Here is a 20795-nt window from a genome sequence, read left to right as displayed (position 1 = left end):
CTGCACGATGACCCCGACCGCCATTACGCTCGAGGGGTGAACCGGCGACCGAGCCCCCAACGGGTCGCCGTCGTGATCCCGGCCAAGGACGAGAGCACGCGGATCGCGGCGACCGTCAGGGCAGCACGTGCCATCCCGCACGTCGACCTCGTCGTCGTCGTCGACGACGGCTCCGCCGACGACACCCAGCACATCGCTCGCGCGGCCGGTGCCGTCGTCGTGCGCCACTCCGTCAACCGCGGCAAGGCCTCGGCGATGGAGACCGGCGCGTCCGTCGTCGCGATGCGTGACGCCCCCGACGGCCCGCGGCGGCTGCTCCTGTTCCTCGACGCCGACCTCGGGGAGACCGCGGTCGGGGTGGCCCCGCTCGTGGACGCCGTCCTCGCCGGCACCGCAGACTGCGCCATCGCCGTCCTGCCGCCGCAGCCCGGCGCGGGCGGGCGCGGGATCGTCGTCGGCAAGGCGCGGCGCGCCATCGCCCGCGCGACCGGGTGGCTGCCCACCCAGCCGCTGTCCGGCCAGCGCTGCCTCACCCGCGAGGCCTTCGAGGCCGCCGTGCCGCTCGCCGCGGGGTGGGGCGTGGAGACCGGCATGACCATCGACCTCCTCGTGCAGGGCTTCACGCTCGTCGAGGTGCCCTGCGACCTGCGCCACCGCGCGAGCAGCAACGACCTCGGCGGCCAGCTCCACCGGGCAGCCCAGTACCGCGACGTCATGCTCGCCGCGGCGGTGCGCCGCGCCCGCGGCGTGCGGGTGGGGACACGTCAGCTCGGTGACCGTCCCACGGAGCAGGCGCCCGGCCGGCCCTACCGCGCCGTCGCCACCGGCTGAGCGGGCCCCTCCGCCCGCAGCCGCAGCACCCAGCCCGCGACCACCCCGATGAGCAGCGGCACCGCCACCGAGATGCCGATCGCGGGGATGACGATGCCGGAGTCGTTGACCGCGAAGCCGATGCCCAGCGCGACCGCGACGGCGACGAGCGCCGGGCGCAGCATCCGCGCGTCCGCCTCGAGCCGGCGCAGCGAGGAGCCTTCCGCGAGCCACCCGTAGGCGGCGTGGTCGCCCTGGCGTGCGGCACGGCGCAGCGGCTGGGTGAGGACGACGACGACGAGCGCGATCCCGCCGACGGCGAGGAAGGTGAGGGTGGAGCCGACGAGGTTGGCGAGGTTCTGCCCGAGCTTGCGCAGGACGACGTCGACGAGCCCGCCGTCGAGCACCGTCTCGACGAAACGGCCCAGGTGGCTGCGCTCGGCCGGCGGGCGCAGCCAGTCGACGACCGAGAAGGAGAGGGCGACGACGGCGGCGGCGCCGAGGACGAGCAGCACCCGCTGCCACGTCAGCCGCACGCCCAGGGCTAGCAGCGCGAGGATGATGAAGGCGGGCAGCAGCGCCGGCGGTCCGCCGAAGTCCGCGCCGATGCCCGGCGCGCCGTTGAGGACGGTGGCGACGAGTCCGACGACGGCGACGAGGAGTGCCGCCGCCCGCCGTCGCCCACGGCGCACGAGCGGCTCGGCCAGGCAGGCGGCGGTGAGGACGGTGCTCGTGGCCCACAGGGCGAAGGAGGAGTTGTTGATCCCGTAGAAGCGCCCGCCCACCTGGGGCTGGACGCCCATGAGCGCGGCGAGCTGGAGCCGGGCGCCGGTGATGACGTCGACGGCGAGGACGAGGGCAGTGACCCCGGCGACCACCCCGACGGGAGCGAGGAGCCGGCGGCGCCACGGCGGGGCCAGCGCGAGCCCCGCGACGAGCGCGGCGATGGCGAGCGTGGCGGTGTAGACGACGAGCCCGGGCGAGCCGGTGCGCCACCACGGCAGCAGGTTGGCGAGGTAGCTGGCGACCGGCACGGCGGCGACGGTGACGGCGGTCGCGCGCAGCGCCCGCAGCGCCGTGTCCGGGTCGACCGCCCGTGCGGCGCGGCCGATGCCGGCCCAGCCGGTCGAGCGCCGTCGGCCCAGCCAGCGGCTCACGCGGTCGAGGACGCCACGGTTGAGCCCCACGGTGACGAGCGCGTAGAGCCCGAGGTTGACGAGCACGAGCCCGGAGAAGAACGGGGCGGTGAGCGGGCGGACGGCCATCGCGTGCCGGTTCTCGTCGATGAGCGTGGCGATGCGCTGGGCGCCGGAGCCCTCACCGCCGACGACCCGGACCGGCGCGCCCGCCAGGCCGGCCGGGGCGTCGATCGCGAGACGGTCGAGGAGCGTGGGCAGGAGGTCGGTGGACTGCACCATGCCCGGCTGGCGGGTGGAGCGGCTCTCAAGCATCCCGGCAGGCTCGTCGGGCGCGGCGAGCGCCGTCACCTGCATGACCGGGGTGGTGCCCGAGTCCGCGAGCGAGGAGAGCAGCACGGTGGCGCCGGCCGGGAGCGCCTGCAGGACGGCCGCGGCGCGCGCCTCGACGGCGGCCACCTGCTCGGTCCGGTCGAGCCCGGCCAGGGGCCAGTCGCTCGCGGCCTTCTCCGGTGCGTCGTCCTCGGGGCCGGAGAAGCGCCGGTCGGTGGCGGGCAGGAGCGGGTGGTCACGGTCGCGGACCGCACCGAGGTCCACGACGAGCAGCCCCGCCTCGGGTGCGAGCCGTTCGACGAGCCCGCCGAGCCGGGCCGGGTCCTCCGGCCGTGGGACGTACTCACCGACGACGGCGCCGGTGGGGTCGGCGAGCGCGATCCCGGCTCCCGGCCCGATGCCCCGCGCAGCGACACCGGCGCCGGAGAGGAGCTCGCCGAGGGTGCCGGGGCGGGCGTCGTAGGAGGCGTCCGCCGCGGCGGCGAGGTAGTCCGACCAGCCCGGGACCGCGCCGTCGGCGTCCTCGAGCAGGCGGCACACCCCGGTGGTGGCGGCGGGCAGGTCCGCGGCGCGGCGCCCGGCGGAGACGGCGAGCCAGCCGTCGGCCGGGCAGGTGCTCGAGCGGACCGAGCGGACCACAGTGTTCGCCACACCCGCGTCCTCCGCGAGCGCCCACAGCTGCGGGGTGGCGAGCGCGGACAGGTCCTCCCAGCGCAGCCCGCCCGTGCCGAGGAGGACGACGGGCGCGTCGACGGGTGAGTCCGGTGCGGCGTCGTCGTCCTGCGTGGCACCGAAGGCGGTGCCGGCGACGGGCAGGACGAGTGCAGCGATGAGCGCCACCGCGAGCAGGACCAGGCCTACCCGCGTGACGGTGTTCCGACGACGCCTCACCCCGGCAGCCTACGTGGCACCGACCGGCTGGCTAGGCTGCGCTGGGTGCGCACGGCGTGCACCGACGCAGGAGGAGAGCCGATGTCCGAGCAGCAGCTGGCCCGCTACACCTACCTCGGTCCGGAGGGGACCTTCACCGAGGCGGCGCTGCGGGCCTTCGTCGGCTCCGAGCACGTGCGCACCGACCCGTCCACCGACGTCGTCTCCGCGCTCGACGCGGTCCGCGGCGGCCGCGCGGACTTCGCGGTCGTGCCGATGGAGAACTCCGTCGAGGGCGGCGTCAACGTCACCCTCGACACGCTCGCGTCCTCGGCCGAGCCCCTGGTCATCGTGGGGGAGGTCGTCGTCCCGGTCGCCTTCGTCCTGGCCGTCGTGCCCGGCACCGCGCTCTCGCAGGTGCGGCGCGTCTCCACCCACCCGCACGCGTGGGCGCAGTGCCGCGGCTGGGTGGGCCGCGAGCTCGACGGCGCGGTCCACGTCCCGGCGACGTCCACCGCCGCGGCTGCCGCGATCCTCGCCGACCGGGGCCGGGAGGCCGGGTTCGACGCCGCCCTGTGCTCGGCGCTGTCGGCCGAGCGCTACGGCCTGGAGGCGCTCGCGGAGGGCGTGGCGGACAACCCGCACGCGGTGACACGCTTCGTCGTCGTCTCCCGGCCCGGCACGCTGCCCGAGCCGACCGGCGCGGACAAGACCACGCTCATGGCCCACCTGCCCGACAACGAGGCCGGAGCGCTCCTCGACATGCTCGAGCAGTTCGCCGTGCGAGGCGTCAACCTCTCGCGCATCGAGTCGCGGCCGATCGGGGACTCCCTCGGCCGGTACTCGTTCTCGATGGACCTCGAGGGGCACGTCGCCGAGGAGCGGGTGGCGGCCGCGCTCATCGGTCTGCACCGGGTGTGCCCGCTCGTGCGCTTCATGGGCTCCTACCCGCGGTGGGACCGCGTGGCCCCGCACGTGGCGCCGGGCACCCACGACGCCGACTTCGTCGCCGCCCGCACCTGGGTGGAGCGCATCCGCACCGGCCAGGTCTGAGCCCGAGAGCCCCTCCCGTGCAGGCAGCTCAGTAACAAGTCAGCGCTCGGCGCGAGGCCGTTTCGCGCGGACAGGGCGGGTGCCCACTACGGTCAGCACGTGGGCTGGGAGCAGTGGGTCGCCGTCATCGCACTCGTCGTCGCCGTTGCCGGCCTCGTCGTGGGGCTCGCTGTGTGGCGCGCGCTGCAACGGCGCACCCCGTCCTTCTCGCACGACGACCCGCCACCGCCGGAGCCCGACGGACCGAGCGGACCACCCGCCGTCGTCTTCAACCCCTCCAAGAGCGCCGACGGCGAGTGGCTGCGGGCGCTCGTCGCCGAGGTCGCGGCCGAGTCGGGGCTGTCCGAGCCGCTGTGGCTGGAGACCACCGTCGACGACCCGGGCGGTGGCCAGGTGCGCACCGCCCTGGAGAAGGGTGCGTCCGTCGTCATCGCCGCCGGCGGTGACGGCACAGTCCGCGCCGTGGCCGAGGGCCTGGCCGGGACGGGCACGCCGATGGGGATCCTGCCGCTCGGCACCGGGAACCTGCTGGCTCGCAACCTCGACCTGCCGCTGACCGGGCACCGCGACATGGCCGTCGCCGCGCTGACCGGCCGCAACCGTGCGATGGACCTCGGCTGGCTCCGGCTGGAGAGACCGCCGGCGGCGACCCGACCGGAGGACGACGTCTACCGCGGCGAGCCGGGCCGCACGGAGGTCACGGCCACGCCCTCGGAGGACAGCCAGGCGCCGGAGGTCACGGCCGGGGAGGTGCCCGGCGCCGAGATCGAGAAGGAGCACGTCTTCCTCGTCATCGGCGGGATGGGCTTCGACGCCGCGATGGTGGGCGGCGCCGATGACGACCTCAAGGCGAGGATCGGCTGGATCGCCTACTTCGTCGGGGGAGCCAAACACCTGCTCGGCCGCAAGATGCGCGCCACCCTCGAGCTCGGCGACTCCGCCGAGAGCGCCACCTTCCAGGCCCGCACCGTCCTCATCGCCAACGTCGGCCGCCTCCCCGGCGGCGTCGTCCTCTTCCCGGACGCGCAGCTCGACGACGGGTGGCTCGACGTCGCCGCCATCGACACCCGCGGCGGGATCATCGGCTGGGCCGACCTGCTGCGCAAGGTCGTGCTCCAGGGTGTCGGCATCCGACGCGATCCGCTGCCCTACAGCACCGGGACCATCGAGTTCCGCCGCGCGCACACGCTGACGATCCGCACCGAGGAGCCCGAGCACGTGCAGGTCGACGGCGACCTGCTGGGCGAGGCCGCCGTCGTCCACGCGCGGGTCGAGCCCGGCGGGCTGGTCGTCCGCACGCCGTAGGGGCGGGACACGTGCGCTGCCTGCGGGAGGGGAGGAGGGCTACTCCTCCTCGGCGCGCAGGCGGGGGATACGCTCCGGGCCGCCGCGCACGCCCACCTTGCCCGCGTAGAAGGCCCGCACCTTGTCCATGTCGGCGCGGACGTCACCGGTCATCGTGAGGGTGGGGCCGAGGCCGGCGGTCATGGTGCGGCGGTCGACGTAGCCGAGGGTGACCGTCATGCCGGTGGCCCGCGCGATCCGGTAGAAGCCGGACTTCCAGTACGGCGTGGCCGAGCGGGAGCCCTCGGGCGTGATGACGAGGTAGGTCGGCCCGGTGCGCGCCTGCGCGACGAGCTCGTCCACGAGCCCGCTCGGGTCCTCACGGTGGACCGGGATGCCGCCCAGCGCCCGCATGAGCGGCCCGAACGGCCGCTTGAACAGGCTGTTCTTGCCCAGCCAGCGCACGTTGACACCCCACTGCCACGACAGGGCGAGCATGAGCACGAAGTCCCAGTTCGACGTGTGGGGCGCCCCGAGCAGGATGCCGCGCCCCTCGGCGGGCGGCTGGGTGGGGTCCGGGGACCAGCGGCTCAGGCGCCAGTAGGCGCGGGCCAGGGCACGGCGGAGTCTCACCAGCCAGACCCTAGTGCCACCGCCGCCGGCCCGCGTGTGAGGTGGGCAGCCACCCCGGATAGGCTCGGCACGTGATCGATCTCAGAGCCATGCGCGAGCAGCCCGACGTCGTCCGTGCCAGCCAGCGCGCCCGTGGTGAGGACCCGGGCCTGGTGGACCGCGCCCTCGAGGCCGACGAACGCCGCCGCTCCGCCCTGAGCGCCTTCGAGGAGCTGCGCGCGGAGCAGAAGGAGGTCAGCCGCTCCGTCGGCAAGGCCCCCGCCGAGGAGCGCCCCACCGTCCTCGCCCGCGCCAAGGAGCTCGCCGAGCGGGTCAAGACCGCCGAGCGGGACGCCGCCGTCGCCGCCGAGGAGGCCTCGACGCTCAGCTACCAGCTGTCCAACGTCGTCGTCGACGGCGTGCCCCCGGGCGGGGAGGACGACTTCGTCGTGCTCCGCACCGAGGGTGAGCGCCGTGAGCTCGAGCAGGTCCGCGACCACCTCGAGCTCGGCGAGGGCCTGGCCGCGATCGACGTCAAGCGCGGCGCGAAGGTCTCCGGCGCGCGCTTCTACTACCTCACCGGCGTCGGTGCCCGCCTCGAGCTGGCGCTCCTCAACGCCGCCATGGACCAGGCGATCGCCGCCGGCTTCATCCCGATGATCACGCCCACGCTCGTCTCCCCGCAGGTGATGAGCGGCACCGGCTTCCTCGGCGAGCACGCCGACGAGATCTACCACCTGCCGGCCGACGACCTCTACCTCACCGGCACCTCCGAGGTGGCGCTCGCCGGCTACCACGCCGACGAGATCCTCGACCTGTCCGCCGGGCCGCTGCGCTACGCCGGCTGGTCCACCTGCTACCGGCGCGAGGCCGGCTCCTACGGCAAGGACACCCGCGGCATCATCCGCGTCCACCAGTTCAACAAGGTGGAGATGTTCAGCTACACCACCGCCGACGACGCCCCGGACGAGCACGCGCGCCTCCTCGCCTGGGAGGAGGAGATGCTCGCCAAGGTCGAGCTGCCCTACCGCGTCATCGACGTCGCCGCCGGTGACCTGGGCTCCTCCGCCGCCCGGAAGTTCGACTGCGAGGCCTGGCTGCCCAGCCAGGAGCGCTACATGGAGGTCACCTCCACCTCCAACTGCACCACCTTCCAGGCCCGCCGCCTCGGGGTGCGCCACCGGGGGGCGAACGGCAACGAGCCGGTCGCCACCCTCAACGGCACCCTCGCCACCACCCGCTGGCTCGTGGCGCTCCTCGAGAACCACCAGCTGCCGGACGGCTCCGTGAGGGTGCCCGCCGGGCTGCAGCCCTACCTCGGTGGCCTGGAGGTCCTCACGCCGGTGGCGCCGCGATGACGCTCACCGTCGACGCCGTCCGCGACCACCTGCCCGCCGCCTTCCCCGAGGCCGGGCCGGACCTCCTCGTCGCGCTCGACATCGACGGCACGCTCATCGACCACGAGGAGCGGATGACGACGGCGGTGCGCCAGGCAGTCGGCCGGCTGCGCGACGCCGGTGCCCGGGTCATCCTCTCGACGGGTCGCTCCCTCTCCGCGGTCCTGCCCATCCTCGAGGAGCTCGACCTGCGCGAGGGCTGGGCGGTGTGCTCCAACGGGGCCGTCTGCCTGCGCCTGGACCCCGCGCTAGAGGGCGGCTACGAGATCAGCGACGTCGTCACCTTCGACCCCGAGCCCGCGCTCCGGCTGCTGCGCGAGGAGCTGCCCGACGGACTCTTCGCCGTCGAGGACCTCGGCCGCGGCTTCAAGGTGACCGCCCCCTTCCCCCTCGGCGAGCTGAGCGGGGAGATGACCGTCGTCGACTTCGAGGAGCTGTGCGCCGCGCCCGCCAGCCGCGTGACGCTGCGTGCGCCGCACCTGTCCGCCGAGGACTTCCACGCGCTCGTCGAGCGCGTCGGCCTGCACGGCGTCTCCTACGCCGTCGGGTGGACCGCCTGGCTGGACCTCGCCCCCGACGGCGTCACCAAGGCCTCCGCCCTGGACATGCTGCGTGAGCGCACCGGCGTCGCGCCCGGTGCCACGGTGGCGGTGGGCGACGGACGCAACGACATCGAGATGCTCCGTTGGGCGGGGCTGGGCGTCGCGATGGGCGGGGCGGACGAGGTGACGCGCGCGGCCGCGGACCTCGTCACCGGACCCGTCGAGGAGGACGGCGCGGTGCCCGTTCTTTCCGCTCTAGTGCGTGCGTGACCAGATCGTGACCACGCCCAGGCGCTGAAATCCTTGCAGAAATCTGGCATCCACGCTTCATTTGAGACGCGCACGTGTGTGCGCCGTTCCGACGATGGTGTGGAGGAGATCGATGAGGATTCGTAAGCAGCGACGTGCCGGAACGCTCGCGGCGGGGGCCGCAGCGGTGGCACTTGTCCTGGCCGCCTGTGGCGGCGCTGACGACCTCGGCGGCGGGGGCGGCGGCGGGGGCGGCGGTGGGGGCGATGACGCGACCACCGAGGCCGACTGCGCCGACTTCGAGGAGTACGGCACCTTCGAGGGTGAGACAGTCACCTTCTTCACCTCGATCCGTGAGGTCGAGGCCGACCAGCTGCAGGACTCCTTCGAGCAGTTCACGGAGTGCACCGGCATCGAGATCACCCACAACGGCTCGGGCGAGTTCGAGCAGCAGCTCGTCGTCCAGGCCGAGGGTGGCAACGCTCCTGACCTCGCCGCGATCCCGCAGCCGGGTCTGCTCGCCCGCATGGTGGCCGACGGCCACGTCCTGCCGGCACCGGACGAGGTCGAGGCCAAGGTGGACGAGGGCTGGACCGAGGACTGGAAGGCCTTCGGCACGGTCGACGGCGAGTTCTACGCCGCGCCCCTGATGTCGAACGTCAAGTCCTTCGTCTGGTACTCCCCGACGGCGTTCGAGGAGAACGGCTACGAGATCCCGCAGACGTGGGACGAGCTCATGGCCCTGACCGAGCAGATCGCCACCGACCACGGTTCGGACACCGTCAAGCCGTGGTGCGCGGGCATCGAGTCCGGCGGCGCCACCGGCTGGCCGGCCACCGACTGGATCGAGGACATGGTCCTGCGCACCGGCGGCGGCGACGTCTACGACCAGTGGGTCAACCACGAGATCCCGTTCAACGACCCGGAGATCGTCGAGGCGGTCGAGCTGGCCGGCGCGATCCTCAAGGACGACAACTACGTCAACGGCGGCATCGGCGACTCCCGCTCCATCGCGACGACCTCGTTCAACGACGGCGGCCTGCCGATCGTCGAGGGCAACTGCTTCCTGCACCGTCAGGCGAACTTCTATGAGGCGCAGTGGCCCGAGGGCACCGACGTGAGCGAGAACGGCGACGTGTTCGCCTTCTACCTGCCGAGCATCGAGGAGACCGAGACCCCCGTGCTCGTCGCCGGCGAGTTCGTGGCCGCGTTCAACGACCGTGAGGCCACCCAGGCCGTGCAGTCCTTCCTCGCGTCCGACACGTGGGCCAACACCCGCGTCGAGATCGGCGGCGTCATCAGCGCTAACCTCGGCGTCGACCCCGCGGTCGCCTCCTCCGACGTGCTGCGCCAGTCCATCGAGATCCTTCAGGACCCGAACGCGGTCGCTCGTTTCGACGCCTCGGACCTCATGCCCTCCGAGGTCGGCGCCGGTGCCTTCTGGACCGGGATGGTCGACTGGATCAACGGCAACGACACCCAGACGGTGCTCGACGGCATCGAGGCCGCCTGGCCGGCCGGCTGACGAGACGACAGGGGGGCGGGGACCCGGCAGCGCCGGGCCCCCGCCCCAGTCGTTGACGGGAGCTGAACACCATGGACTTCTTCCTCTACTCCAAGTTCGGCCAGATGATCCTGGCCGTCGTCGCCTTCCTCGCCGTCATTGCCGTCATCCTCCTCCTCGCCCGGGTGGCCGACCGGACGGCCGGCCGCTCCCGGACCTGGTGGATGGTGCTGTTCTTCGGCGGGCCGGCACTTCTGCTGCTCGGCGTCGGCCTCATCTACCCGGCGATCCGGACGACGATCATGTCCTTCATGGACCGCACGAGCGAGAACGCGGTCGGGTTCGCCAACTACGAGTGGGTCTTCACCAACCCGGACTCGCTGCAGGCGTTCATCAACACGTTCTGGTGGGTCGTGCTCGTGCCGACCGTCGCCACCGGCGTCGGGCTGCTCTACGCGATCATCATCGACCAGTCGCGCTTCGAGAAGGTCGCCAAGACGCTGCTGTTCATGCCGATGGCGATCTCCTTCGTCGGCGCCGGCATCATCTGGAAGTTCGTCTACGAGTACCGCGGCGCCGCACAGGAGCAGATCGGTCTGCTCAACGCGGTCATCGTGGGGCTCGGCTTCGAGCCGCTGCGCTTCCTCCAGGACTCCCCGTGGAACACCTTCTTCCTCATCGCGGTGATGATCTGGATCCAGGCCGGTTTCGCGATGGTCCTGCTCTCGGCGGCGATCAAGGCGATCCCGGCCGACATCGTCGAGGCGGCGCGTCTGGACGGCGTGAGCGCGTGGCAGATGTTCCGCAGCATCACGGTGCCGAGCGTGCGGCCGACGCTCGTCGTCGTCGTCACGACGATCACGATCGCCACGCTCAAGATCTTCGACATCCCGCGCACCATGACGGGCGCGCGCTTCGACACCCAGGTGCTGGCGAACATGATGTACGACCAGTCCTTCACCTTCGGCAACGCGGGGACGGGATCGGCGCTCGCCGTGGTCATCTTCGTCCTCGTCATCCCCATCGTCGTCTTCAACGTGCGACAGATGATCAAGAACCGGGAGGTACGGGGAGCATGAGCGTCACACCTGCCAACCCGGCGATCAGCGAGCGCGGACGCTCGCGGTCGCTGCCCGACCCCCTGGTCCCGGGGCGCTCCGGCGCGGGCCGGGCCAAGGCGATGCTCACCTCCCGCGTGGGCTCCGTCATCGCCGTCGTCATCGCCCTGCTGTGGACGGTCCCGATCATCGGGATGCTGCTCAGCTCGGTGCGCCCGGAGTCGGAGATCCGGACCTCGGGCTGGTGGACCTTCTTCACCAACCCGACCTTCACGATGGAGAACTACCAGGAGGTCCTCTTCGGGCGGGCCTCCTCCGGCGCGCTGTCGAACTTCTTCGTCAACTCCGTGGTCATCACCGTCCCCGCGACGATCATCCCGCTCGTCGTCGCCACGATGGCGGCCTACGCCTTCTCGGTGCTCCAGTGGAAGGGCCGGGACACCGTCTTCATCGCCGTCTTCGCGCTGCAGATCGTCCCGCTGCAGATGGCGCTCATCCCCTTGCTGCGGATCTTCTCCGGCTCCGCCATCGGGGAGCAGTTCCCCTACCTCGCGGTGTGGTTCGCCCACGCGTGCTTCGCGATGCCGCTGGCGACCTTCCTGCTCCACAACTTCATGTCGGAGATCCCGCGCGAGCTCATCGAGGCGGCGCGGGTGGACGGCGCGGGGCACGTGACCGTGTTCCTGCGGGTCATGCTGCCGCTGCTGGTGCCGGCGATCGCGAGCTTCGCGATCTTCCAGTTCCTGTGGGTGTGGAACGACCTGCTCGTCGGCCTCACCTTCACCGGCGGCAACAACGCGGTCCAGCCGCTCACGGCCCGGCTCGCGGAGATGGCCGGGTCGCGTGGTCAGGACTGGCACCTGCTCACGGCGGGCGCCTTCGTCTCGATCATTGTCCCGATCGTCGTGTTCCTCGCGCTGCAGAAGTACTTCGTGCGCGGCCTGCTGGCCGGCTCCGTCAAGGGCTAGCCGGAACAACTCAGCTGTCGGCGGCTCCCACTTTCGCGCCGACAGCTGAGTTGGTCCCGACGGCGGCTCCCACTTTCCCGCCGACAGCTGAGTTGTTCCCGACGGCGGCACCCTCTGTCGCGCCGACAGCTGAGTTGTTCCCGACGGCGGGGGATCAGGTGACGAGCAGGAGCTTGCCGAAGACCTCACCCGAGTCGAGCAGCTCGTGCGCGCGCTCCGCCTGCGCGAGCGGCAGCCGGTCGTGGACGACGGCGCGCAGGCGGCCGTCGTGGAGCATCGGCCACACCCGCTCGCGGACGGCCGTGACGATCGCAGCCTTCTCCCCGAGGGGCCGCGCCCGCAGAGTGGTGCCGTGGACGCTGGCGCGTTTGCGCATGAGCGCCATGAGGTCGACCTCGCCGCGGGTGCCGCGCTGCGTGCCGATGACGACGAGCCGTCCGCCGGTGGCGAGCATGGCGACGTTGTCCGCCAGGCCGCCCGCACCGAGGACGTCGAGGATGACGTCGGCCCCCGTGCCGCCGGTGGCCTCGTGCACCGCCGCCGGCACATCGCCGTGGTAGTCGATGACGACGTCGGCGCCGAGCTCCTCGCAGCGGGCGGCCCGGCCCGGCCCGCCCGCCGTCGTCAGCACGCGCGCGCCGAGGGCGCGGCTGAGCTGGATGGCCGCAGAGCCCACCCCACCCGAGCCGCCGTGGACGAGCACCGTCTGGCCGGCGGAGAGGCCTGCGACGTCGACGAGGTTGGACCAGGCCGTGCACACGGCCTCGGGCAGGGCGGCGGCGTCGACAAGATCGAGGCCGGCGGGCACGGGCAGCAGCTGTCCGGCCGGGACGGCCACCTGCTCGGCGTACCCGCCGCCGGCGAGCAGCGCGCACACGCGGTCGCCCACCTGCCAGCCGGTGACGCCCTCACCCAGCTCCCGGACGGTCCCGGAGACCTCGAGGCCGATGATGTCGCTGGCCCCGGGCGGCGGCGGGTAGTGGCCGGCCCGCTGGAGCACGTCGGCGCGGTTGAGGCCGGCCGCGGCGACGTCGAGAACCACCTCGCCGTGGCCCGGTGAGGGGTCTGGCAGCTCGGTGAGCTCGAGGCGGGCATCGGCGGAGACGGTGATGGCGCGCATGCCTCATGCCTACCGCAAGACGCCCGCCGTCGCTGCGTAGACTGGTCGCGCCGTGGCGCCGAGAGGTCCCCGCGGCAGGGAGGGCTGACAGAGCGGCCGAATGTGACGGTCTTGAAAACCGTTGTGGGGCAACCCACCAAGGGTTCGAATCCCTTGCCCTCCGCCGGCGCCGGCGTCCGTCGCACGTCCCGATCCTGGGTCGCCAGTCTCGGCGGCCGTGGTCGGAGCGGAAGGGGCGACCCACGTGGGAGGCGCTTAGAGCACCTCGCCGGTCGTCGCGTCGACGCGGACCTCGGTCGTCGCGCCGTCGGTCGTCAGGAGCTCGACGTCCCACACGACGGTCCCGAGGTGCTCGTTGAGGTCGACCTCCTCGACGGTCGCGCTCATCTCGGTGGCGGCGGTGGTCGCGGCCTCCGCGGCGGAGATCGATGCCCCCTCGAGCCGGCGGCGGTCCTCGTCCTCGAGCGGCTCGCGCTCGCCCTCGTGGACGATCTCGTTGCCGTCGACGGACACGTGCACCTCGATGTCGTCGTCCCCGACGGCGACCGACACCTCCCACAGCTCCTCGCCGTCGTCGTCGTTGCGCTCGACGGCGAAGGACTGCCCGCCGAGCTCCTCCGCGGCGGCGCTCAGGGCGTTGGCGGCACCGTCCTCCCCGGGAAGCGGCTCGGGCGACTCCTCCTCGCCGGGGGAGAACTCGGGGTTGTCGGGCTCACGGTCGGTGACGATGCCGTCACTCGTCGTGCCCTCGTCCGCGGGCGGGTCCTCGCTCGTGCAGCCGACGACGAAACCCGTCGTCAGCGCCACGACTGCGGTCACGCGCACGGATCGCCTCATGCCCTCAGCGTCCCAGCGTGGCCCAGGGCCCGCACGCGGGGGCTCAGCGACGGTCGTTGTTCAGCCAGGAGCGCAGCGCGAGGTACAGGACGAGCGCGACGACGAGCACGACGACCAGCCGCACGAGGAACCACACCGCGCTGAACACCACACCGACCAGCCACCACGCCAGCGCGATGACGGCGACGACGAGCAGGATCGTCAGCAGGCTGTTGCGTCGCATCCCGGCAGTCTCGCACGCGCGCTGCGGGCCTTGGGTCGGACGGCCGGTGGTGCGGGCCTCGCCTCCCGGCATGATGGGCGGGTGCAGGACGTCCCCGAACTCTCCCTCGAGCGCAGGTCGGCAGCCGTCCTCCGGCTCGGCTCGATGCTGCTCGCCGCCGGCGCGGGTTCCTACCGCGTCAAGGACTCGATGCGGCGCGCGGCGGCGGCCCTCGGGCTGCACCAGCACCGTGCGCAGGTGACGCTCACCGAGATCACGACCACCGCACGCGACGGCGACCAGGTGCGCACGGAGGTCGTCGAGCAGCGCGAGGTGGGCGTCAACGCCGACCGGATCGACGCGCTCGCCGGGGTTGTTGAACGCCTGCGGCCGGGGACGGCCGTCGCCGCGCTCGAGGAGGCGCTGGGCCGGGTCGAGCGGACCCCGCCCCGCTACGGTGCCGTTCTCAACGCGCTCGCCGTCGCGCTCGCGTGTGCGGCCTTCGCCTTCCTCAACGACGGCGGACCGATCGTGTGCGCCGCCGTGCTCGTGGCCGCGGGGCTGGGACAGACGGCCCGCCGGCGGATGCTGCACGCCCGGCTCAACAAGTTCGCGGTGACGGCCCTCGCGGCCGCGCTGTCGAGCACCGTGTACGTGGGGATCGTCCTCGGCCTCGAGGAGCTCGGTGTCGCCGACGCCTCGCACGAGGCCGGACTGATCTCCGCGGTCCTCTACCTCGTCCCCGGCTTCCCGCTCGTCACGGGCGTGCTCGACCTCGTCCGGATGGACCTGTCTGCCGGGGTCGCGCGGCTCGCGTACGTCACCGTCACGCTCCTCTCGGCCGGGATGAGCGTGTGGGCGGTGTCGTGGATAGCGGCCCTCGAGCTCGACGGGACGACGACGACGGCGCTCGCCGGCCCGGTCCTGCTCGCCCTGCGGGTGCTCGCCAGCGCCGTCGCCGCCGCGGGTTTCGCCATGCTCTTCAACTCCACTCCGCGGGCGGCGTGCGTCGCGGCGGTCATCGGCGGTGTCGCCAACCCGGCCCGTCTCTACCTCGTCGAGGCCGGGGTCGCGCCGCAGGCCGCGTCGCTCGCCGCCGCCTGCGTCATCGGACTGCTCGCCGCGCTCGCGGCCTCCCGCGGGCGGGCATCACGGGTGACGCTCTCGGTGCCCGCCGTCGTCATCATGGTGCCCGGCGTGATGATCTACCGGTCCCTCGTGCACCTCAACGAGGGCGAGGTGGCGCAGGCGCTGGGCAACGGCGTGGAGGCGACCTTCGTCGTCATGGGGCTGGGTGTGGGGCTCGCGGTGGCCCGTATGCTCACCGACCGGAACTGGGCCTTCGACCGGTGACGACGACGCGCTTTGGACGTGCGCGCGTCTACCGGTATCTTGGTGGGCGCATGACCCTTGGAGACGTCGCATAGTCAGGTCTAGTGCGCGGCCCTGCTAAGGCCGTGACGGGGCAACCCGTCCGTGGGTTCAAATCCCACCGTCTCCGCTCGTGTCCCGAGGGGCCCGGAACCGCGACGCTGTCGCGAGTTGCGGGCCCCTCGTGGTTTCTGGTGCCCCGGCCCGCCCGCTTGTGCGGCGGGAGGGCACCGCGGTTGCGCCGCCCGTGGCACAGGTCTTTGCTGGCAGGCACGACGACAGCCGGGAGGTACACGGTGGCGACGACGGACCGCATCGCCGAGATCTGGGGGACACGGACACCGTACGGGCCGGGGGAGACGTGGCCGGTCCGCGTCGACACCCACCTGGCGGAGGGCGTCGACCCCGGCGACGTCGACCGGTGGGTGCCGAGCGCCTCGATCCTCCACTCCAACGGGGACGGCATCGACATCGCGGTCAAGGACGACCGGATCGTCGGCGTCCGCGGCCGAGCGGAGGACAGGGTGAACCACGGCCGCCTCGGCCCCAAGGATCTCTTCGGGTGGCAGGCCAACGGCTCCCCGGACCGGCTGACGCGCCCGCTGGTCCGCAAGCGGGGCACGCTCGTCGAGACGTCCTGGGAGGAGGCGATGGACCGGGTGGTCGGGCGGACGAAGGAGCTGCTCGAGGAGCAGGGGCCGAGCGCCGTCGGCTTCTACACGACGGGGCAGCTCTTCCTCGAGGAGTACTACACGCTGGGCCTCGTGGCGCACGGCGGCATCGGCACGAACCACGTCGACGGGAACACGCGGCTGTGCACGGCCACGGCCGCGGCCGCGCTCAAGGAGTCCTTCGGGTGTGACGGCCAGCCGGGCTCGTACACCGACGTCGACCATGCCGACGTCATCGCCCTGTACGGGCACAACATGGCCGAGACGCAGACGGTGCTGTGGAGTCGCGTCCTCGATCGCTTGGCGGGCCCCAACCCGCCGCAGATCGTCTGCGTCGACCCCCGGCTGACCCCGGTCGCGCGGGCGGCGACCGTCCACCTCGCCCCGCGGCCCGGCACCAACGTCGCCCTGATGAACGGCCTGCTCCACGAGATCGTCGCGAACGGGTGGGTCGACGACGAGTACGTGGCCGCGCACGCCGTCGGCTACGAGGAGCTCGCCACGCGCGTGCAGGACTACCCGCCCGAGAGGGTGGCCGACATCTGCGACGTCCCGGCCGAGCAGATCCGCCACGCAGCCCGCCTCCTCGGGACGGCTGAGAGGCTGCTGTCCACGGTCCTCCAAGGCTTCTACCAGTCCCATCAGGCCACCGCTGCCGCCGTGCAGGTCAACAACGTCCACCTGCTGCGGGGGATGCTCGGCCGGCCGGGATGCGGGGTGCTGCAGATGAACGGTCAGCCGACGGCCGAGAACACCCGGGAGGCGGGTGCCGACGGTGACCTGCCCGGCTTTCGGAACTGGTCCAACGACGAGCACGTCAAGGACCTGGCCCGGGTGTGGAACGTCGACCCGATGGACATCCCGCACTACTCACCGCCCACCCACGTCATGCAGATGGTCCGGTACGCCGAGGAGGGCTCCATCCGGATGCTCTGGGTCCAGGCGACCAACCCGGCCGTCTCGCTGCCCGAGCTCGCACGGGTCCGGTCGGTCCTCAGCCAGAAGCGGCTCTTCCTCGTCGTCCAGGACATCTTCCTGTCGGAGACGGCCCAGCTCGCGGACGTCGTCCTGCCCGCCGCCACCTGGGGGGAGAAGACCGGGACGTTCACCAACGCCGACCGGACCGTCCACCTCTCGGAGAAGGCCGTCGACCCGCCCGGTGAGGCCCGCGCCGACCTGGACATCTTCATCGACTTCGCCCACCGGCTGGGGCTCGAGGACAAGGACGGCGCCCCGCTGGTCAAGTGGTCCGACGCCGAAGGGGCCTTCGAGGGCTGGAAGGAGTGCAGCCGTGGCCGGCCGTGCGACTACACGGGCATGAGCTACGACAAGCTCCGGGGCTCCGGCGGGATCCAGTGGCCCTGCACCGACGAGCACCCCGACGGCACCGAGCACATCTACACCGACGGGCAGTTCTGGTCCGCACCGGACTACTGCGAGAGCTACGGCCGCGACCTCGTCACCGGGGCGCCGCTGGAGCCGACGGAGTACAAGGCGCTGAACCCGAGCGGCAAGGCGGTCATCAAGGCGGCGGCCTGGTTCCCGCCCCACGAGCAGCCGGGAGAGGACTACCCGCTCCAGCTCATCACCGGCCGCACCGTCTACCACTTCCACACCCGCACGAAGACGGGCCGCGCCCCCCAGCTCCAGGCTGCCGCACCGGAGGTGTGGGTCGAGCTGTCCGTCACCGACGCCGCAGCTCTCGGCCTGGCCGAGGGAGACCTCGCCGAGATCACGACGCCGCGCGGTTCGGTCCGCGCACGGGTGAGGATCAGCGGCATCCGCGACGGGGTGGTCTTCCTCCCGTTCCACTACGGCTACTGGGACACCGACGCGGGCCACGAGCCTGACGGCACCGGCCGTGCCGCCAACGAGCTCACGGTCACGGACTGGGACCCCGCGTCCAAGCAGCCGATCTTCAAGACGGCCGCCGCCCGGGTCCACAAGGTCGACGACGGCGGTGGCACGCCGTCGTCCGCGCCGACGACGGCGGGGTCGGCCCCCGTCGGCTACGCCGTCCCCGCCACTGTCGGGGGACCCGCCGGCACGGCTGACGAGAACCTCACCGGAGGCACGCGATGAAGATCGGCCTGGCCCTGCGCGAGCTCCACCGCTCGGAGAACGACCTCGCCCACGAGCTCTTCCAGGTGTCCGAGCGGCACAAGGTGGACCACGAGATCTTCTACGTCGCCCGCGACCTCGCCGTGTGGTCCCAGGACCACGTCCGCAAGGTCGCGGCGATCGCCGACAGCTACGGCGAGAAGCTCGACCACGAGCCGGAGGGAGAGTTCGGGTTCATGGAGCGGGTGCGGGACAAGGGCAGCGAGCTCGTGGGGCGAGCAAGGACACCGGACTTGCTGCTTCTCCGGGACCTGCGGGAGATCTTCATGAAGGCGGCAGGTGTCTCGGTCGACTGGGAGCTGCTCGCCCAGGCCGCCCAGGGCATCAAGCACCGCGACCTCCTGTCGGTCGCCGAGGAGTGCCACCCCGACACGCTGCGTCAGATGCGCTGGGCGAACGCCCAGCTCAAGGTGCAGGCGACCCAGGTGCTCGTGAGTTGAGCGCCGCGCCCGAGCACGCCTCTGTCGCCACGCGCGTGGTGCTGCGTCCCATCGGCACGCCGCTGCCGCTGGGATTCCTCGGACTGGTCGTCGCGACGGTGGGGTTCAGCGCGCTGCAGCTCGGGTGGGTGGCGCCCGAGCAGGGCCGGAACGTCGCGGTGGGAGTGCTCGCCCTCACCGTCCCGGCCCAGCTGCTGTCCGCGGTGTACGGGTTCCTCGCCCGGGACCCGGTGGCCGGTACGGGCATGGCGACACTGGCCGGCACATGGGCGGCGGCGGGCCTGGTGACCGCGACGTCACCACCGGGCGCGTCCTCGCCCGGCCTGGGCGTCCTCTTCCTCGCGGCGGCCGCCGTGATGCTCGTCCCGGCCGTGGCCGGCATGTCGAAGGTCGTCGCCGCAGCGGTCATGGGGCTCACCTCGTTGCGGTTCGCGCTCACGGGAGCCGCGGAGATCACGGGGGACAGCGCGTGGACGACCGTGGCCGGGGGCACCGGTCTGGTGCTCGCCGCCGCCGCGCTCTACGCGGCACTCGCCTTCGAGCTCGAGGACACCCACCACCGCACCGTCCTGCCGACAGGACGACGCGGCGGCGGGATCGACACCATGACGGGGAGCGCCCAGGACGAGGTCGGTCCGGTGATCCACGAGGCCGGCGTCCGCAAACAGCTCTGAAGACCGCAGAAGATGTCCTTCCACCGGCCCGCGTCGTGGTCCTCGGCTCAGAGCATGCCGGTGAGGACCCCGCCGTCGGCGCGGACGGCGGCGCCGTTCGTCGCGGACGCGAGAGGGCTGGCGAGGTAGGCCGCGAGGGCGGCGATCTCCGCCGGCTCGATGAACCGCTGGAGGAGCGAGGTGTGGTTCCCGGCGGCGATGGCGTCCTTCAGCGCGTCCGCCGGCACCCCCTGGGCCTCGGACAGCCGGGTGACGGCGTCCGCGACGCCGTCGGAGTAGGTCGGGCCGCCGAGGATCGTGTTGACCGTGACCGCGGTGCCGCGGGTGAGCTTCGCCAGCCCGTTGCCGAGGGCGAGCATGCCCGCCTTCGTCACGCCGTAGTGCACCATGTCGGCCGGGACGTCGACGCCGGACTCGCTGCTGACCAGGAGGATGCGGCCCCACCCCCTGGCGAGCATCCCGGGGAGCAGGTGGCGTGAGAGCCGGACGCTGCTCATGAGGTTGACGTCGAGGTAGCGCTGCCAGTCCGCGTCGGTGACCTCGGCGAAGGGCGTGACCTCGAAGAGGCCGACGTTGTTGACGAGGATGTCGACCTCCCCGAGGGACTCGAGGAGCCTGGCGACCTGCGCGGGCTCCTCGACGTCGGCCGCGAGGCCGGAGACGGTCCCGCCGACAACCGTCGCCTGCAGCCTCGCGACGGACGCCTGGACGCGGTCGTCCTCACGGCCGTTGATGACGACGGACGCCCCCTCCCTGACGAGGGCCTCCGCGATCGCATAGCCGATGCCCTGCGTCGAGCCGCTCACGAAGGCTGTCTTTCCGGTCAGCTGCAGATCCATGTCTCCTCGGCAATCACTGGGTGTCGGCTGGTGAGCATCACTTGCGCAAGCAAGTGAAAGGTACGGAGGCATGGCTTTCCCAGTCAAGCGATCTTGGTGTCGTTGGCGTCCCGGTCCACGTACGCTGCTGCCATGCCGGAGCCCAGCGACCCCCACGCGCTCAGTGGTGAGGACCTCGAGACGTGGGCGGCTCTCGCGACGGTCCTGGAGTGGCTGCCAACGGCCCTCGACACCGGGCTGCAGCGCGACGCCGGCCTCACGCACTTCGAGTACGGCGTGATGTACGCGCTCGCGAGCGCCCCGGACCGCACGCTGCGGATGAGCGTGCTGGCGAGCTACGCCAACAGCACGCTGTCCCGTCTGTCGCGCGCGGCCACCCGCCTGGAGTCCAAGGGGTGGCTCCGACGCACCACCGACCCCACGGACGGGCGTTACACCCTGGCCACCCTCACCGACCTCGGGGTGCAGACGGTCGACGACGCCACCCCGGGGCACGAGTCCACGGTGCGTCGACTGGTTCTCGAGCCGCTGACGCAGGCCCAGACCCGACAGCTGCGCGAGATCAGCCGGCGGATCATGCGATCCGTCCGCGACGACGACGGGTGGCGTCCACCGTCCGGCGCTGCCCACTGACGGGGCGAGCCCGCCCCGACCCGCACTGTTCACCGGGGCGTTGCCGGGCAGACGCCCGGACGTCGCCTCGC

Annotated in this window: 19 protein-coding genes and 2 tRNA genes; 15 read left to right on the top strand and 6 right to left on the bottom strand. The window is 72.5% G+C overall.

What is annotated here, in order from left to right:
* Window positions 1-36: 36 nt before the first annotated feature.
* A complete protein-coding gene (locus tag DSZ44_RS14360) occupies window positions 37-831 on the top strand; it encodes a glycosyltransferase family 2 protein (protein WP_110853322.1) in 795 nt (264 codons plus the stop codon).
* Here the strand turns inward: DSZ44_RS14360 and DSZ44_RS14355 are convergent.
* Entirely contained in the window at window positions 807-3170 is a 2364-nt protein-coding gene (locus DSZ44_RS14355; RefSeq protein ID WP_146237571.1) for a hypothetical protein, read from the bottom strand. The genes DSZ44_RS14360 and DSZ44_RS14355 overlap by 25 nt on opposite strands.
* Window positions 3171-3251: 81 nt before the next feature.
* Here DSZ44_RS14355 and pheA point away from each other — a divergent pair, with 81 nt between their 5' ends.
* Window positions 3252-4202, top strand: coding sequence for a prephenate dehydratase (pheA, locus tag DSZ44_RS14350; protein ID WP_110853320.1), 951 nt, complete (start codon window positions 3252-3254; stop codon window positions 4200-4202).
* Window positions 4203-4301: 99 nt separating this feature from the next.
* On the top strand, window positions 4302-5507 hold the full coding sequence (locus DSZ44_RS14345) for a diacylglycerol/lipid kinase family protein (protein ID WP_110853319.1): 1206 nt from the start codon (window positions 4302-4304) through the stop codon (window positions 5505-5507).
* A gap of 39 nt (window positions 5508-5546) precedes the next feature.
* On the opposite strand, the gene DSZ44_RS14340 is transcribed toward DSZ44_RS14345, so the two are convergent.
* The gene (locus DSZ44_RS14340; RefSeq protein ID WP_110853318.1) at window positions 5547-6119 is read right to left on the bottom strand and encodes a 1-acyl-sn-glycerol-3-phosphate acyltransferase; all 573 of its coding nucleotides are present in this window, start codon (window positions 6117-6119) and stop codon (window positions 5547-5549) included.
* Window positions 6120-6190: 71 nt separating this feature from the next.
* Here DSZ44_RS14340 and serS point away from each other — a divergent pair, with 71 nt between their 5' ends.
* From serS to DSZ44_RS14315, 5 genes are all read left to right on the top strand, one after another.
* Window positions 6191-7456 carry a serine--tRNA ligase gene (gene serS, locus DSZ44_RS14335; RefSeq protein ID WP_110853317.1) on the top strand — a complete coding sequence of 422 codons (1266 nt, stop codon included), beginning with the start codon at window positions 6191-6193 and terminating at the stop codon, window positions 7454-7456.
* Window positions 7453-8307 (top strand): HAD family hydrolase, encoded by an 855-nt coding sequence (locus tag DSZ44_RS14330; RefSeq protein WP_110853316.1) that lies wholly within the window; start codon window positions 7453-7455, stop codon window positions 8305-8307. Before serS ends, DSZ44_RS14330 begins: the two co-directional genes overlap by 4 nt.
* A 112-nt stretch (window positions 8308-8419) precedes the next feature.
* Window positions 8420-9811, top strand: coding sequence for an ABC transporter substrate-binding protein (locus DSZ44_RS14325; RefSeq protein ID WP_110853315.1), 1392 nt, complete (start codon window positions 8420-8422; stop codon window positions 9809-9811).
* A gap of 71 nt (window positions 9812-9882) precedes the next feature.
* On the top strand, window positions 9883-10869 hold the full coding sequence (locus DSZ44_RS14320) for a carbohydrate ABC transporter permease (RefSeq protein ID WP_110853314.1): 987 nt from the start codon (window positions 9883-9885) through the stop codon (window positions 10867-10869).
* Window positions 10866-11816, top strand: a complete 951-nt coding sequence (locus DSZ44_RS14315; protein WP_110853313.1) for a carbohydrate ABC transporter permease — start codon at window positions 10866-10868, stop codon at window positions 11814-11816. The genes DSZ44_RS14320 and DSZ44_RS14315 overlap by 4 nt, the downstream gene beginning before the upstream one ends.
* A gap of 154 nt (window positions 11817-11970) precedes the next feature.
* Here DSZ44_RS14315 and DSZ44_RS14310 read toward each other — a convergent pair whose 3' ends face one another.
* The gene (locus tag DSZ44_RS14310) at window positions 11971-12936 is read right to left on the bottom strand and encodes an NAD(P)H-quinone oxidoreductase (protein WP_110853312.1); all 966 of its coding nucleotides are present in this window, start codon (window positions 12934-12936) and stop codon (window positions 11971-11973) included.
* A gap of 78 nt (window positions 12937-13014) precedes the next feature.
* Between DSZ44_RS14310 and DSZ44_RS14305 the strand changes: the two genes are divergently transcribed.
* A tRNA-Ser gene (locus DSZ44_RS14305) sits at window positions 13015-13099 on the top strand.
* A 92-nt stretch (window positions 13100-13191) separates the two neighbouring features.
* Here the strand turns inward: DSZ44_RS14305 and DSZ44_RS14300 are convergent.
* On the bottom strand, window positions 13192-13773 hold the full coding sequence (locus DSZ44_RS14300) for a PepSY domain-containing protein (RefSeq protein ID WP_110853311.1): 582 nt from the start codon (window positions 13771-13773) through the stop codon (window positions 13192-13194).
* A 43-nt stretch (window positions 13774-13816) separates the two neighbouring features.
* Entirely contained in the window at window positions 13817-13996 is a 180-nt protein-coding gene (locus tag DSZ44_RS18865; protein ID WP_258369542.1) for a hypothetical protein, read from the bottom strand.
* An 81-nt stretch (window positions 13997-14077) separates the two neighbouring features.
* On the opposite strand from DSZ44_RS18865, the gene DSZ44_RS14295 reads away from it, so the two are divergent.
* From DSZ44_RS14295 to DSZ44_RS14275, 5 genes are all read left to right on the top strand, one after another.
* Window positions 14078-15328, top strand: a complete 1251-nt coding sequence (locus DSZ44_RS14295; RefSeq protein WP_258369539.1) for a threonine/serine exporter family protein — start codon at window positions 14078-14080, stop codon at window positions 15326-15328.
* 59 nt (window positions 15329-15387) lie between these two features.
* Window positions 15388-15476: transfer RNA gene (locus DSZ44_RS14290), tRNA-Ser, on the top strand.
* A 166-nt stretch (window positions 15477-15642) separates the two neighbouring features.
* Entirely contained in the window at window positions 15643-18099 is a 2457-nt protein-coding gene (locus tag DSZ44_RS14285) for a molybdopterin oxidoreductase family protein (protein ID WP_110853309.1), read from the top strand.
* Window positions 18096-18578 (top strand): hypothetical protein, encoded by a 483-nt coding sequence (locus DSZ44_RS14280; protein ID WP_110853308.1) that lies wholly within the window; start codon window positions 18096-18098, stop codon window positions 18576-18578. Before DSZ44_RS14285 ends, DSZ44_RS14280 begins: the two co-directional genes overlap by 4 nt.
* Window positions 18575-19252, top strand: a complete 678-nt coding sequence (locus DSZ44_RS14275) for an acetate uptake transporter family protein (RefSeq protein WP_110853307.1) — start codon at window positions 18575-18577, stop codon at window positions 19250-19252. Before DSZ44_RS14280 ends, DSZ44_RS14275 begins: the two co-directional genes overlap by 4 nt.
* 47 nt (window positions 19253-19299) lie before the next feature.
* Here DSZ44_RS14275 and DSZ44_RS14270 read toward each other — a convergent pair whose 3' ends face one another.
* Window positions 19300-20091 carry an SDR family NAD(P)-dependent oxidoreductase gene (locus DSZ44_RS14270; RefSeq protein ID WP_110853306.1) on the bottom strand — a complete coding sequence of 264 codons (792 nt, stop codon included), beginning with the start codon at window positions 20089-20091 and terminating at the stop codon, window positions 19300-19302.
* A 132-nt stretch (window positions 20092-20223) separates the two neighbouring features.
* Between DSZ44_RS14270 and DSZ44_RS14265 the strand changes: the two genes are divergently transcribed.
* Window positions 20224-20724: a MarR family winged helix-turn-helix transcriptional regulator gene (locus DSZ44_RS14265; protein WP_110853305.1), complete on the top strand. Its 501-nt coding sequence runs from the start codon at window positions 20224-20226 to the stop codon at window positions 20722-20724.
* Window positions 20725-20795 lie beyond the last annotated feature (71 nt).

The organism is Georgenia satyanarayanai, assembly GCF_900116375.1.
Lineage (GTDB): Bacteria > Actinomycetota > Actinomycetes > Actinomycetales > Actinomycetaceae > Oceanitalea > Oceanitalea nanhaiensis.
The sequence above is the reverse complement of the archived record's forward strand: the minus strand, read 5'-3'. Positions and strand labels throughout refer to the sequence as shown.

What these genes read in the sequence shown, in the direction of transcription:
- pheA (WP_110853320.1), top strand. Translation starts at nt 3,252, where the DNA reads ATGTCCGAGCAGCAGCTGGCCCGCTACACCTACCTCGGTCCGGAGGGG.
- DSZ44_RS14330 (WP_110853316.1), top strand. Translation starts at nt 7,453, where the DNA reads ATGACGCTCACCGTCGACGCCGTCCGCGACCACCTGCCCGCCGCCTTC.
- DSZ44_RS14325 (WP_110853315.1), top strand. Translation starts at nt 8,420, where the DNA reads ATGAGGATTCGTAAGCAGCGACGTGCCGGAACGCTCGCGGCGGGGGCC.
- DSZ44_RS14320 (WP_110853314.1), top strand. Translation starts at nt 9,883, where the DNA reads ATGGACTTCTTCCTCTACTCCAAGTTCGGCCAGATGATCCTGGCCGTC.
- DSZ44_RS14315 (WP_110853313.1), top strand. Translation starts at nt 10,866, where the DNA reads ATGAGCGTCACACCTGCCAACCCGGCGATCAGCGAGCGCGGACGCTCG.
- DSZ44_RS14310 (WP_110853312.1), bottom strand. Translation starts at nt 12,936, where the DNA reads ATGCGCGCCATCACCGTCTCCGCCGATGCCCGCCTCGAGCTCACCGAG.
- DSZ44_RS14300 (WP_110853311.1), bottom strand. Translation starts at nt 13,773, where the DNA reads ATGAGGCGATCCGTGCGCGTGACCGCAGTCGTGGCGCTGACGACGGGT.
- DSZ44_RS18865 (WP_258369542.1), bottom strand. Translation starts at nt 13,996, where the DNA reads ATGCGACGCAACAGCCTGCTGACGATCCTGCTCGTCGTCGCCGTCATC.
- DSZ44_RS14280 (WP_110853308.1), top strand. Translation starts at nt 18,096, where the DNA reads ATGAAGATCGGCCTGGCCCTGCGCGAGCTCCACCGCTCGGAGAACGAC.
- DSZ44_RS14270 (WP_110853306.1), bottom strand. Translation starts at nt 20,091, where the DNA reads ATGGATCTGCAGCTGACCGGAAAGACAGCCTTCGTGAGCGGCTCGACG.
- DSZ44_RS14265 (WP_110853305.1), top strand. Translation starts at nt 20,224, where the DNA reads ATGCCGGAGCCCAGCGACCCCCACGCGCTCAGTGGTGAGGACCTCGAG.